The following is a 12,921-nucleotide window of genomic DNA, read 5'->3' on the forward strand; positions in this document are numbered from 1 at the left end:
CCCGCCGTCGGGTGTGGGAGTGGGCTCAGCTGGAGGTGTCGCCGAGCTCGCGGTCGGCCCGCGCGAGCCAGGCCAGGGCCCGGATGCTCTCCCAGGTGCCGGGCTTGGCCCCGTCGGCCGCGGCGTGCGCCGCGGCGAGCAGGCGCGGACCGTCGGGGAGGTCCTTGGCCTCGATAGCCAGCACCGCCAGCGTCTCCACGCTCTCCCACGTGCCGGGCTTGAGCCCGGCGGCGGCGTCGAGCGCACGCTGCAGCGGGGGTCGTCCGTCCACGGGCTTGGCCATCGGCTCTCCCTGGTGTCTGTGGTCTTTCGGTGGGTGACCTAAGCCTGTCAGGTGCGGTTGGTGGCGACCCACGCATCGAGTGACTCCAGCACCGTGTCGACGACACTGTGCTTGGGCTCGAAGCCGAGGAGGTCCTTGGCCTTGGCCATCGAGAACATGGGCGCGCGGCCGATGTGCTCCATCGTGGCCTGGGCCGCCTCGGGGTCGACGCGCTTTTCGAACTCCGCCCACGGCGCGAACTCGAGCTTGGGCTCGTGTCCGAAGTGGCGGGCGACGAGCTCGGCGTACCCGCGCAGGGTGAGCGCCTCGGTGCAGACGCTGTTGAAGCTCTCGCCGATGGCCTGGTCCGGGTGCTCCAGGCAGGCCTGGTGCAGGCCGGCGACGTCCTCGGCGTGGACGTGGTGGATCGTCTCTCCGCCACGGTCGGGCAGCAGACAGGAGCCGTCCTCGCGGAGGCGGTCGATGACGCCGGGGTCGAGGTTGCCCTGCGGGTTGATCGCCATCCAGCCCGGGCCGGAGATGTGGCCGGGGTGCACGACGCTGGCACGGACCCGGTCCTGGCCCTTGAGGTACTGCTCGACGGCGAGCTTGTTGACGCCGTACTCGCCGTAGGGGTGCTTGGGAGCGTCTTCCTTGGTCGGCACTAGGGCACTCGCGCCGTAGGACCAGACGGTGCCGGTGTGGATGAGGTGCTGCCCGTCCAGGGCGTCCACGAGCTGACGCGCCTGGTCGGGGGTGAAGCAGGTCAGGTCCATCACGGCATCGGGCTTCAGGCCTGCGACCGTGGTGCCGAAGGTGCCGTCACGCTCGGCGGCTTCGCGGTCGCAGACGACCATCTCAGTGTCTTGCCAGCGGTCATCGTCGCGGTACGCCTTCTGCGTTCCCCGGCTGATCACCACGGTCTCGTGCCCTGCCTCGACCAGGCTGGGCGCCAGGTAGGTGCCGATGTGTCCAGTCCCGCCGATGACGACTACGCGCATGCCTCGACGCCTTTGGTTGGGGGCCACGAAGGCCAGCGTGGAAGACTCAGCCGAGTAAGCACTTTTCTTCTCGTGCGCCCGCGGACGGCCACGGGCGCAGGGCGCGACAATAGATCTTTTTGCAAGAATTGATCCCGAATGCCGCAACTGTACGTAGAGCCTGATTGGTACGCCACATCAATTTGGCAAGCTCGCTCGCTAGCGACCCGTGGCGGACGCCTGAGCAGGAACAGCTGAAAGCGATGGGGCTGATTGCGCCCACGCACGGAGGCCTTCCCCGGTCGCAGTTGAGCCAAGACGCGCGCCGACATCCGAGCGACTCCCAATTCAGTGATACCTCACTCAAGCCAGTCCGTGCCGGACGTATCGACTTCAGCGCCGCACGCGCGAAGGCGCTCAGCGACGATCTTTTTCGCACGGGCCGACCCGTCGTAGCGAACAACGTGACGACCCGAAATGTCGCTAAACGATTTGACACTTCCCGCCTCGACTAGCAGCGTTGACGATTTATCAAGAGCATCGGCAATACCCGCCTCGTAGAAGACGTTCGGCCTCGCCTGACGGCGAAGCTCCGTCTCCTCGGCACCGTCACCGGAACCTACCAATTCGGGAGAAAGGCGGACTTCATCATCGGGGGTGAAAAGGACCAAGGTCGCCCCGCAGGTCGCCATGCCGGCCTGGACGATATCTCCAATGTATGGCGAAGCTACACCTGTCATTCCCACCGCCATTTCCCATTCCAAGACACTTAGACCCAGACGGCGCAGTAGACCCTTGATCTCCGCGGCATACGCCGCATTCCGGCCATGCACCACAAATATCTTTCGCGCGTCGCGTTCCACCGTGAATTGCCCCTTCGATGCCTCAATGAGTATCTTCTCAAGCCGATCAACCACCTGATACGTTACATCCTCTGCGAGCGTAGCCAACCCCGCGAAGGCCTCATCCTTCTTCGCCTGCACGCCTAGAGAGATCAGCTTCTGTGAATTCTCCAGAGCGGTACGAAAAGGCACTTCGGTATGAATAACGTGCAATGAACTCGACCGTATTGACGCCAAGCTCTCAGAGAGAGAGTCGCTCGGCATCAATGGACGTAACACGCTAAAAACTAAGGCATCGGAGTTGAGGTCAACGCTAACAATACGTTGGCCGTCAACGGTGTATCGGGCGTGATAATAGCCCGAGTCAGTCATTAGGCCCACGCGTTCCCGCGGGAGTAGAGCGAGGGCCAGATGTCTGCTTGCCGGATGGGCGTGGTGTATCTCGACACCGTAAGGCCGGCCTGTACACGCGACCAACGGAGAAAGACTGACCACTCTCGCCCAGAACCCCGCAGTACTTCAGCATATCTACGACGGTCCTAGTCTCCCGCATAGAATCGGTATCGCCGAAAAAGCGCTTCCCCAAGTCCCTGATCGACCCATAGCGATAAGGACCATATTCCAGGCGCTCGACGAAATTGCGGGTCGACGGAAACTCTGCGTAAACATACGAATGGAGTCTATTCTCGCTGAGTTGCACCCATGCTGCATGGAGCGCCTTATTAGAGAGTACCGGACCGCTGTGTGGAAGGTGCGCAATTCTGCCGTCTTCGCAGATTCGTCGCTGCTGCACTATCGCCAGTCGCAAGTAAGCGAGAACATTACGGGCAGCAAACTTCCCAGATCCATCGGTGGTGTCGTAAAAGTATGCACCGTAGACGTCTAGGAAATTAGGCCGCCTCTTGTTGTTACTATTGAGTCGCTCCTTGGGGAGAATGTGGGCCATAACCGCGGGCAAGGTTTCTTCTCCCAGGTCATGTTGATGCGACTCCTCGCCAAGAATCTCATTGAAGCGCTCTGACCGCATGAATCTCCTAGCTATCAGCAGACTCATATCATGTGCGTTCATGTTGAGTCTTAGAACGGGAACCTTATCGAGGTTTCGCAAACCGGCCCCCAAGGTTGCCCGATCCAGGATATCGCTCCTTAAAAACATCTTGGATTTTAGTCTCGCACTAACTCGCGCCAAGTATATGTGCGCCCGCAGAAGCCCTCGCAGCACCGTCTGCTCGAGTTGTGGCTTGGCAAACGTAACATCGTCGAGGCGATCATAGGCGACCCATATGCTTCGATCATTCCGCACGAGTTGCTCATCGATCTCTCGTATAAGGGACTGCGCAAACTGAATATTGTTTATGTTGACGTCACGCATGATTCGCCCCGAGGAAACCCAGATAGCCACCTCTGACTCCTGACTATCAGTCGGAAGTCCAGCTCTCACTAATTCTGCATGTACAGCCGAACACTCGCCGAGTCTGAGCAGGAAATATGCGGCCGTGAGCGCCGTATGAAGCACCCACCGCTCAAGGTAGTAGTCCTCTAGGGCGTCACCAGTTAGCTGCCCAGGAACATCCGTTTCGTATATCACGGGTCCGCGTGACGGCTGGGCATGGCAAATGTCGACTCGAGGAGGCGGCGCCTTCGCGCCCATCAAGAGCAGTGCGCTTTTCCCGCTCCCTTTAATTCCGGTGATCAAATCGCATCGCCCCGAAAGAAACTCGTCAAAGTCGGCGGTGCGAACGAAACTCTCTGCGAGCGCAGGGTCCACCTCAGCGACTTCGTCACCAAGGTCGATACTCAATAGCAGCTCCGAGTACGTGTGCGATTCCCTGCGCAAAGCCATGGCATCCCCTAAGTCCCAGCACCGCTTATCTAGCCAGATGCTAGCGATCACACCCCTGTTGCGGGTCCTAGGAACATAAGTGCCTCGGCACACGCCTCGAGCCGACCAAGTCTTGCGCTGACCTACGAGAAGGTCTCTCGGGTCCTCCAGCTCTCCTACGCCCATCCTCAGACGAGTTCGCCGCTCTTCCTCGCCAGGTACGCGCGCTCGGCGACGTTCTGCGTCGAGCTGATGGCGGCGGCATACGCGTCCTTGGCCTCGGCACTGCGGCCGAGCCGGCGCAGGAGGTCGGCACGCACGGCGTGCCACGGGTGGTAGCCCTCGAGCGGTAGCCGGTCCACCAGCGCCAAGCCGACCGAGGGTCCGTCCAGCTCGGCGACGGCGACGGCCCGGTTGAGGGCGACGATCGGTGAGGGGTCGAGGCGGACGAGCTGGTCGTACAACGCGACCACCTGCGACCAGTCGGTGTCCGAGGCAGAGACAGCGGACGTGTGGACGGCGTTGATCGCGGCGAGCAGCTGGTAGCGGCCGGGCCGGTTCAGCGCGAGGCACTCACGCACCAGCGCGTGCCCCTCCGCGATCAGCGCGCGATCCCAGCCCCCACGGTCCTGTTCGTCCAGCGGCACCAGGACACCGCCGCGCACGCGGGCCGAACGGCGCGCCTCGGTGAGCAGCATCAGGGCCAGGAGCCCCATCACCTCCGGCTCGGAGGGCAACAACAAACGAAGCACCCGGGTCAGTCGGATCGCCTCACCCGTCAGCTCCGAGCGCACGGGCGACCCGTCACCGCTGGCGAGGTACCCCTCGTTGAACACGAGGAACAGCACGGTCAGCACCCCACCCAACCGATCGGGCAGGTCCGAAGCAGAAGGCACGCGGTAGGGCACGTTCGCCGCAGCGATCTTCTTCTTGGCGCGGGTGATCCGTTGCGCCATGGTCGTCTCGGGGACGAGGAACGCCTGCCCGATCTCCGCCACCGTCAGGCCACCGAGAAGCCGCAGGGTCAGGGCGATCCGCGCCTCCGGCGCGAGCGCCGGGTGGCAGCAGGTGAAGAGCAGTCGGAGCCGGTCGTCCTCGACCACTCCGACGGGTGAGTGGGGTGTGTCGTCGTACGTCATCAGGGCCGCCTGGTGCTTGGCGTCGCGCTGGCCTTCGCGGCGGATCCGGTCGATCGCGCGGTTCGCGGCGGTGGTGGTGAGCCAGCCGCCGGGGTTGGGGGGAGTGCCCTCGGACGGCCACTTCTCCAATGCGACCACGAGGGCCTCGCCCGCTGCGTCCTCGGCGAGGTCGATGTCGCCGAACCGGCGGACGAGCGAGGCGATGAGGCGGCCGTACTCCTCGCGGAAGACCCGCTCGACAGCCGCCCCGTCGCCTCCGGACGGCCGGTCGGCCACGTGGTGTGAGCCCCCGTGGTCGACCGTGCCGTCCTGCGTCATACCCGGATCCGTCACGTGGACCGGCTCAGGCCAGGCCCTCGAAGGGACGGACCTCGACCTTGCCCCGGCAGGCCTTCGAGCCGTCGGCAGCGAGCTTGAGCGCGACGTCCAGGTCGGGGGCATCGATCACCCAGAACCCGCCGATGTACTCCTTGGACTCCAGGTACGGCCCGTCGGTGACCACCGGCGCGTCACCGGTGTTGTCGACGACGGTCGCCGTGGTCGCCTGCTGCAGACCACCGGCGAACACCCAGTAGCCGTCGGCCTTGAGCTGGTCGTTGAAGGCCCCCGTCGCGGCGAACGCCTTCTCCATCTCCTCCTTCGAGCCGTACTCGCCGAACTCGTTGCGCTCGGCCGGGCCGTGGACGGAAAGCAGGTAGTGCGTCATGTCGATCTCCTTGGTCCGGGGCAGTCCCTGTGGCCGCCTCTCACCCTCACCACGAACGGGCTCACGTCGATACGACAACCTGCCACAGAATTTCTTTCGATCGCCCTGGGACGGGCGTCCACCACGGTTTTGGTGTCCGAGCCCGTGGGTAGCGTCCCTCGCATGGATCGCCCCATCCCGCGCTTCGCCACGACCGTCGGCGTCCTCTGTCTCGTGCAGTTCGTCGACGTCCTCGGCGTCACCGCGGCGATCGTGGCGATCCCCTCGATGCTCGAGGGAGTCGGGGCCGGGAATGCCGCCGCCGGACCGATCGCGACCGCCTACGCGATGTTCTTCGGTGGGCTCCTCGTGGTCGGCGCGCGGCTCGGCCACCGGTACGGCCACGTGCGGGTGCTGCTCGCAGGACTGGCCGTCTTCGCCGTCGCCGGCGCCCTGGGTGCGGTGGCCGGCGAGGCGTGGCAGCTCGTCGTGGCGCGCGCTGCGCAGGGCACGGCCTCGGCGCTCACCGTGCCCGCGGCGCTGAGCCTGCTGCTCGCCTCGGCCTCCGACGCGGGGGAGCGATACAGGGCCCTGGGCCTGTGGAGCGCCGCGGGAGCCGCAGCCGGGGCCAGCGGCCTCTTCGTCGGTGGACTGTTCACTCAGCTGCTCGGTTGGCGGTCGATCTTCTGGGTCAACGCGCCGCTGGCCGTCGGCCTGGCAGTCGGGGTGCTGGTCTGGGTGAAGGTCCGACCGGTCCAGGACCGCACCGCCTCGCTCGACCTCGTGGGGGCGCTGCTGCTCGTCACCTCGGTCATGGGTCTCGTGCTGGGCACCGCCCTGGTCCAGGACCCCGACCAGCGCGGTCGCGGGCTGGGCGTCGTCGGTGCCGGGGTCGCCCTCGGCGCCGCACTGGCCGTCTGGCTGCGCCGCGCCCGTCAGCCCCTTGTCGAGCCGTCAGCGCTGCGACGACCGCGGCTGCGGCTGGGCACCCTGGGTTCGTTCGTCAACACGGCCACCACCAGCTCGACCGCCGTCCTCCTGACGCTGCACCTCCAGCGCCGCCTCGGGTTCAGCGCGTTCGAGGCAGGCCTCACCCTGCTCTGCCTCAGCCTCGCCGTGGTCGTGGGGTCGACGACGGCTCCGCGCCTCGTACGCACCGGCGGACCGCGACGCCCCGCCGTCCTGGGCCTCGCGCTGCTGGCCCTCGGCAACCTCGTCACTGCAGCCACCATCATCGGCGGAGGAGGCAGCACCGGTGGCACGCTCGCAGGCACGGTCACCGGACTGCTGCTGCTCGGGGCAGGCCTCGGGCTGTCGTCGGTCGCCTGCAACGACATCGGCACCGACCTGCCCGAGGACGAGGTCACCACCGCCACCGGGGTGCTCAACACCGGAGCGCAGCTCGGCAGCGCCATCGGCGTCGCGATCCTCCTGCTGCTCGCCTCCCCGGGGACGTATGGCGCGGTGCCGGCTGCCGCGGTCGCCGTCCTCGTCGCCGGGGCCACCGCCCTCGTCGCAGCCCGGGCCGTGGCGCGGTGGCGGTTCGCCTGACGGTGGTGCGCCGGCTCGCTGCCGAGCGCGGCCTCGCCCCTCCCCGCATGATGGACAGCAGGCGTCAGCACCGGGCTGTCGTCACGAGGCGCGGAGACCCACGTGAGTGACACCACCCCAGGCCAGGACAGCATCAAGATGTCCCCCGAGGAGGAGCAGGCGGCGCTCGAGTCGCAGCAGACAGACGAGGAGACCGAGCCCGCCGACGAGGGCGTCGGCGCGCACACCGACAACCAGGACGACCCCCGCCACACCGAGAACTAGGCGCTGCTGCCCCGGGACGCCGTGAACCCTGCCCCCGACCGCGGGCGCAGCCACGCCGGGGGTCAGCGACTGGCTCGTGCCAGGGGAGTGCCGTCGAGCGCACTGCGGAAGGCCACGAGCGAGTCGAAGACCTGCAGCACCCCAGCCTCCTGCAGCTCCCCGACCGAGAACCCTCCGGTGCGGACCCCCAGGGTCGGGATGTTGAGCTTGGCAGCCGCCTGCGCGTCGTAGACCGAGTCGCCGACCATGATCCCGCTCGCGCCCTCGACCTTGGCCAGCGCGGTTACCACGAGGTCGGGCTCGGGCTTGCTCTGCTCCACGTCGTCCGAGGTGGTCCAGGCGTCGGCGAGCGACTTGCCGTCGATGAGGTCGAGGAACGTCTCCACGTGCTCGGTCTTCCCAGAGCTCGCCAGCACCAACCTGAAGCCCCGCCGCTTGACCTCGACGAGCAGCTCGTGGGCCCCTTCGAACGGCTGGACCTCCCCGATCAGCCGGTCGAACTCCTCCGCCCACGCCTCCCGCAGGTCGTCCCCGTGCTCCTCCTCGACCTCGCGGCCGGCGACCATCGAGACGAACTGGTCGCCCCCCATACCGATGCCGCGGTGCAGCCGCCAGATCGGGCGGGTGATGTCGTAGCGCCGCAGGGCGCGGAACCACGCGACCGCATGCTGGTAGTTGGTGTCGACGAGCGTGCCGTCGACGTCGAAGATCGCCGTGTCTGCCATGCCCTGTTCCTACCCCGTCGCGCCGGGGGCACACCTTTTCAGCCGGCCCAGAACTCCCGCAGCGCCGGCACCGTGGCCTTGCCCTTGACCATGTGGGTCTGGCCGGGCAGCTCCACCAGCGTCCCGTGGGGGAGCGCCGCGGCGAGCGCCGCCTGCCCGTTCTTCATGTACTCCGGGCTCTTGCCACCCACGATGACCAGCACCGGGACGCCGACCTCGGACAGCCAGCCGTCCGGCAGCGGCTCACCCTGCTGGTGCTCCAGGACGAGCGCGTAGTCGTTCGGCAACGTGTGCGCGACGCCGCAGAGCTTCTTCCACACCGGCATCAGCCGCATCATCACGACGCCGAACGCCGGCACGCCGACCGTGCGCATGAACAGCTGCACCGCCTCACCCCGCTTCCCCGCCTCGACCAGCACCTGCGTCCGTGAGCCCAGGTCGGGGTCGTTGGGCGCGTGGGTGTCGTCCACGATGAACGGCGCCTCGTACAGCGCGACCTTCCCCGTCGCGACCCCCGCCTGCAACGCCTCGAGGACCAGCACCGCACCGGACGACGCCCCGACGACGAGCGCGTCCGGGCCCGCGACCTCGAGCACCGCCACGAGGTCCTCCACCTCCCGCTCCACCGTGTATGCCGTGGAGCCGGGTCCGCTCTCACCGCGCCCCCGGCGGTCGTACGCGAAAACCGCGTGGTCCCGCGACAGCAGGGGGATCAGGGACTTGGCGGTGCCCATCGAGCGCTGGCAGAGGGCGCCCTCCACCACGACGACGGCTGGCCCGGTGCCGGTCACGTCGTAGGCGATGCGCGTCCCGTCGGCGGACGTGACGAAACGGGTGCTCGTGGTCGTGGCGGTCACGGTGCTCATGGTGTCTCCTGGTTCGGGCGCGTGAGGGGCTGTGACCGTGCGTCGAACGGGTCAGCCGGATTTCGACATGCGTGCGCGGTTTTCCTCGGCCCGTCGCTCCAGCACCGAGCGCTCGGCGTCGTTGCGCGACCGAGCGCCCGCGTCGGCGAACGCCGAAGCCGCCTCACCGTGGCGCCCGGCCAGCTCGAACAGGTCTCCTCGCACACTCGGCAGCAGCGGCGAGTCACCCAGCTGGGCGGCACCCGATGGGTCGACCGCCTCGAGCACCGCGAGACCCGCCTCTGGGCCGAACGCCCGGCCGTGGGCGACCGCGCGGTTCACCTCGACGACCGGTCCGGGCGCGGCCTGCGCCAGCACGTCGTACAGCCTTGCGATCTGGCGCCAGTCGGTGTCCTCGGCTCGGCGGGCGCGGGCGTGCTGGGCGGCGATCGACGCCTGGAGGAAGTACTTGCCGACCGGCCTGCCGCGGGCTGCGAGCGCACGGGCACCAGCCAGCGCGGCCTGACCGCGCCGGATCAGCTCCTCGTCCCAGCGGGTCCGGTCCTGCGACTCGAGCAGCACCGGCACCCCGGCGTCGTCCACGCGCGCCGAGGCGCGGGACCCCTGGAGCTCCAGCAACGACTGGAGACCCAGCGTCTCGGGCTCGGTGGGGGCGAGGGCAGCGAGCATCCGCGCCAGCCGGATACCCTCGTCCGCGAGGGCGGGACGCATCCAGTGCTCACCGGCCGCGGCGGCATACCCCTCGTTGAAGATCAGGTAGATCACGGCCATCACGTCGTCGAGGCGCTCGACCCGCTCCGCACCGGTCGGGAGGTCGAACTCGGCGTGCGCCTGCGAGAGCGTCTTCTTCGCGCGCGAGATGCGCTGGCCCATCGTGGTCTCGGAGACGAGGAAGCCGCGGGCGATCTCCCCGGTGGTGAGGCCCCCGACGAGGCGCAGGGTCAGGGCGGCGCGTGACTCCGCGCTCAGCGACGGGTGGCAGGACAGGAAGATCAGGCGCAGGACGTCGTCCTCGATGTGGTCGACCTGGGCGTCGAGGTCGGGCACCTGCTCCTCCTCTCCCAAGGCATGACCGAGCTCCTCGGTCTTGCGGCGGAGGTTGTCGGCCCGGCGGAAGTGGTCGACGCCGCGCCGCTTGGCCGTGGTCATCAGCCACGCCGCCGGGTTGTCCGGCACCCCGGTCGCCGGCCACTGCTCGAGGGCGGCGACGAGGGCGTCCTGAGCGAGGTCTTCGGCGAGCTCGACGTCGCGCGTCATACGGGTCAGGGCTCCGACGAGCCGCGCCGACTCCGCGCGCCACGCGGTGGTGATCGCCTCGGTGGTCGGCGTCTGGACTGGCACGCCCCGAGACTACGAGGCCGGGTGTCACATGCCATGTGACACCCGGCCACGGACCGGATGCCGCGACGGTCCAGGGACCGAATGCCGCGGAGGCCGCGGCATCCGGGCCGTCGCGTCCTCTCAGGCGTCAGCCGCCTCCGGCGGTCCGTCGGAGATCTGACGCATGGTCGCGACCATCGACACGTCGGGCCAGTGCGTCGCGTGCAGCTCGGCGAACTCCTGCTGACCGGCGATGGCCTCCTCGACGGTGTCGTACTGCATGATCGCCCAACCCCCGACGACCTCCTTGGACTCGGCGTAGGGGCCGTCGACGCGGGAGGTCTCGCCCTTGCGGACGACGAAGTTCACCGCGTCCTCGGTGCCGTACAGGCCGCCGCCGTCGAGGAAGACGCCCTTGGCAGCCTGCTCACCGATGTAGGTGTCCATCGCGTCCATCAGCGCCTGCGGCGGCGCGCCGATGCCCTCTTCCATCCTGACGAATCCCATGAAGCGAGGCATGTCACTGGTCCTTCCGGTGTGGGTGTCACTGCTCTGTCACGCGTACGTCGAACAGCGAACCAGTTCTTCGACATCGGGATGGAGAACTTTCTCGACGAACTTCTCGGGCAGCCGGGCTACGTTGGACCGGTGGAGCACCCCGAACCCGTCCGCGTCGTCCGTGAGGCCGAGCTGCTCGAGGCGGACCCGACCGCGGGGATGGTGCGTCGGCGCGCGTTCGAGGTCCCCGGGCTGTGGGCCGGCCAGGTGGTGACCGAGCCCGCCGCCGTCTCGGGCTGGCACCACCACGACTCCAACGTCTCGATGCTCTACGTCGTGCTCGGGGTGCTGCGGCTCGAGTGCGAGGGGGTCGAGGGCTGGGTCGATGCGGTCGCGGGCGACTACGTGCAGGTCCCCGCGTTCACGGTGCACCGGGAGTCCAACCCCGGGCGGGAGCCGTCCCTGGCTGTGATCGCCCGGTCCGGCGCCGGCATCCCGACGGTCAACGTGGAGCAGGCCCCGCCCCCGCACGCCTGAAGTGCCGCTCCAGCTCCTCGTATGCCGCCTGGTCGAGGAACCCGGCAGGGTCCGCGACGAGGTCGTGCTGGATGCGGCGCCGCGCCACCGCGTAGACGGAGGACCCCAGGGCGTGCTCGAGGTTGCGGGCGTACCAGCGCGGGAAGGCGCGGACGCCGAGACGCTGCACGGTGCTGACGACGATGCCCGGCCGCCCGCGACGGGCCCAGAACCCTGCCGCCAGACCGAGGACCCACGCCAGAACGACCGCGAACACCATGACCGACACCGTCCCGACGATCTCGTCGCTGGCGAAGTTGTCCAGGACGCTGAGCAGCTCGCCGTAGACCCTCGCGAAGTCGATGTCGAGGCTGCCGACCTGGCGCAGGAACGGTGCGACGCCCTCCGCCTTGTCGGCCAGCTGCTGGATCGAGTCGAGGCCCGGCTTCTGCGACCACGCCGCCTGCAGGTGGTCCTTGGCCGCCGGGAGCGTGTCCAGGACGTTGGTGGGTCGGATGCTCTTGACCGAGTCCCACGCCTGGTTGACCTCGCCGTAGGTCGTGGTGATCTGGCCCAGGGTCTCGGAGCTGGCCCGAGCGGCCGTCTCGAGCTGGCTGGCATCGGGGGCGTTGGCGTTGACGTAGTCCAGGGTCGTCTGGATCTGCTCTCGGTGGTCGACCACGTACTGCGCCTCATCCCACCGCTGACGGAGGTTCGGCACGGCATGCACCGCGTCGTAGGCCTTGCCGCCGGCCGTCTCGCTGTCGCTGAGGGCGGCGCTCAGTGCGGCCGCCGCGCCATACGCCTTGATCCCGAACTCGGCCACGACACCGACGGCGCGCCGCCCCAGCTCTGCGGGCCGGCGGTAGAGCGGGACCAGCTTCGTGGCGGGGGTCATGCGGGGCCACCTGTGGGTCGGGCGATCTCGTGCAGCTCGACCGAGGCCAGCTCGCCACCCTCGACGACTGCGGTCATGTACGTGCAGAACGGCTGTCGGCGACGGTCGGTGGGCGAGCCCGGGTTCAGCAGCCGCAGCCCGCGCGGCGTGGTCGTGTCCCAGGGGATGTGGCTGTGCCCGAAGACGAGCACGTCGAGCTCCGGGTAGGCCGCGTCGCAGCGGGCCTCGCGGCCGGTCGACTGTCCGGTCTCGTGCACGACCCCGAACCGCAGGCCCTCGACCGTCAACGACGCGAACTCGTGCAGTCGGTCGCGCAGCACCCCGTGGTCGTTGTTGCCCGCGACGCCGACGAGACGCGCGGCTCGTGACACCAACGCGTCGAGGGTCGCCACGTCCACCCAGTCGCCGGCGTGGACCACGAGGTCGACCTCATCGACCGCTGCCCACACGACCGCGGGCAGGTCCTTGGCCCGCTTGGGCAGGTGGGTGTCGGCGAGCAGGAGCAGCCGCGTCGTCATGCCCTCAGTCAACCCGGTCCGGTCGACGACGGCGC

The 12,921-nt window shown here is 68.1% G+C and carries 15 protein-coding genes; 3 read left to right on the plus strand and 12 right to left on the minus strand.

Features of this window, described 5'->3' with window-relative positions:
- Nucleotides 1–25 precede the first annotated feature (25 nt).
- From ASD62_RS20320 to ASD62_RS11155, 6 genes are all read right to left on the minus strand, one after another.
- A complete protein-coding gene (locus ASD62_RS20320) occupies nucleotides 26–283 on the minus strand; it encodes a hypothetical protein (RefSeq protein ID WP_056916019.1) in 258 nt (85 codons plus the stop codon).
- Between the two features lie 47 nt (nucleotides 284–330).
- On the minus strand, nucleotides 331–1,263 hold the full coding sequence (locus tag ASD62_RS11140; protein WP_056916020.1) for an NAD(P)-dependent oxidoreductase: 933 nt from the start codon (nucleotides 1,261–1,263) through the stop codon (nucleotides 331–333).
- Nucleotides 1,264–1,601: 338 nt separating this feature from the next.
- The gene (locus tag ASD62_RS11145) at nucleotides 1,602–2,456 is read right to left on the minus strand and encodes a TIR domain-containing protein (protein ID WP_082580729.1); all 855 of its coding nucleotides are present in this window, start codon (nucleotides 2,454–2,456) and stop codon (nucleotides 1,602–1,604) included.
- Nucleotides 2,449–3,927, minus strand: coding sequence for a P-loop ATPase, Sll1717 family (locus tag ASD62_RS20110; protein WP_157581438.1), 1,479 nt, complete (start codon nucleotides 3,925–3,927; stop codon nucleotides 2,449–2,451). Before ASD62_RS20110 ends, ASD62_RS11145 begins: the two co-directional genes overlap by 8 nt.
- Before the next feature lie 167 nt (nucleotides 3,928–4,094).
- Nucleotides 4,095–5,363, minus strand: coding sequence for an RNA polymerase sigma factor (locus ASD62_RS11150; protein WP_082580730.1), 1,269 nt, complete (start codon nucleotides 5,361–5,363; stop codon nucleotides 4,095–4,097).
- A gap of 25 nt (nucleotides 5,364–5,388) precedes the next feature.
- On the minus strand, nucleotides 5,389–5,751 hold the full coding sequence (locus ASD62_RS11155; RefSeq protein WP_056916022.1) for a YciI family protein: 363 nt from the start codon (nucleotides 5,749–5,751) through the stop codon (nucleotides 5,389–5,391).
- Nucleotides 5,752–5,913: 162 nt separating this feature from the next.
- Here ASD62_RS11155 and ASD62_RS11160 point away from each other — a divergent pair, with 162 nt between their 5' ends.
- Both ASD62_RS11160 and ASD62_RS20115 read left to right on the plus strand, forming a co-directional pair.
- Nucleotides 5,914–7,281 carry an MFS transporter gene (locus tag ASD62_RS11160; protein ID WP_056916023.1) on the plus strand — a complete coding sequence of 456 codons (1,368 nt, stop codon included), beginning with the start codon at nucleotides 5,914–5,916 and terminating at the stop codon, nucleotides 7,279–7,281.
- Nucleotides 7,282–7,383: 102 nt separating this feature from the next.
- Nucleotides 7,384–7,545 carry a hypothetical protein gene (locus ASD62_RS20115; RefSeq protein ID WP_157581439.1) on the plus strand — a complete coding sequence of 54 codons (162 nt, stop codon included), beginning with the start codon at nucleotides 7,384–7,386 and terminating at the stop codon, nucleotides 7,543–7,545.
- 62 nt (nucleotides 7,546–7,607) lie between these two features.
- Here ASD62_RS20115 and ASD62_RS11165 read toward each other — a convergent pair whose 3' ends face one another.
- The 4 genes from ASD62_RS11165 to ASD62_RS11180 form a co-directional block, all read right to left on the minus strand.
- Nucleotides 7,608–8,270: an HAD family hydrolase gene (locus ASD62_RS11165; protein ID WP_056916024.1), complete on the minus strand. Its 663-nt coding sequence runs from the start codon at nucleotides 8,268–8,270 to the stop codon at nucleotides 7,608–7,610.
- 38 nt (nucleotides 8,271–8,308) lie between these two features.
- Nucleotides 8,309–9,136, minus strand: coding sequence for an alpha/beta fold hydrolase (locus ASD62_RS11170; protein WP_056916025.1), 828 nt, complete (start codon nucleotides 9,134–9,136; stop codon nucleotides 8,309–8,311).
- A gap of 51 nt (nucleotides 9,137–9,187) precedes the next feature.
- A complete protein-coding gene (locus ASD62_RS11175) occupies nucleotides 9,188–10,477 on the minus strand; it encodes an RNA polymerase sigma factor (protein WP_056916026.1) in 1,290 nt (429 codons plus the stop codon).
- Nucleotides 10,478–10,597: 120 nt separating this feature from the next.
- Entirely contained in the window at nucleotides 10,598–10,975 is a 378-nt protein-coding gene (locus ASD62_RS11180) for a YciI family protein (RefSeq protein ID WP_056916027.1), read from the minus strand.
- A gap of 129 nt (nucleotides 10,976–11,104) precedes the next feature.
- Between ASD62_RS11180 and ASD62_RS11185 the strand changes: the two genes are divergently transcribed.
- A complete protein-coding gene (locus ASD62_RS11185) occupies nucleotides 11,105–11,491 on the plus strand; it encodes a cupin domain-containing protein (protein ID WP_056916028.1) in 387 nt (128 codons plus the stop codon).
- Here ASD62_RS11185 and ASD62_RS11190 read toward each other — a convergent pair.
- Nucleotides 11,457–12,368, minus strand: coding sequence for a hypothetical protein (locus tag ASD62_RS11190; RefSeq protein ID WP_056916029.1), 912 nt, complete (start codon nucleotides 12,366–12,368; stop codon nucleotides 11,457–11,459). The genes ASD62_RS11185 and ASD62_RS11190 overlap by 35 nt on opposite strands.
- Nucleotides 12,365–12,886, minus strand: a complete 522-nt coding sequence (locus ASD62_RS11195) for a metallophosphoesterase (RefSeq protein ID WP_056916030.1) — start codon at nucleotides 12,884–12,886, stop codon at nucleotides 12,365–12,367. The genes ASD62_RS11190 and ASD62_RS11195 overlap by 4 nt, the downstream gene beginning before the upstream one ends.
- Between the last annotated feature and the right edge of the window lie 35 nt (nucleotides 12,887–12,921).

The sequence above is a fragment of the Phycicoccus sp. Root563 genome (genome assembly GCF_001427915.1).
In the GTDB taxonomy this organism is placed as follows: domain Bacteria; phylum Actinomycetota; class Actinomycetes; order Actinomycetales; family Dermatophilaceae; genus Pedococcus.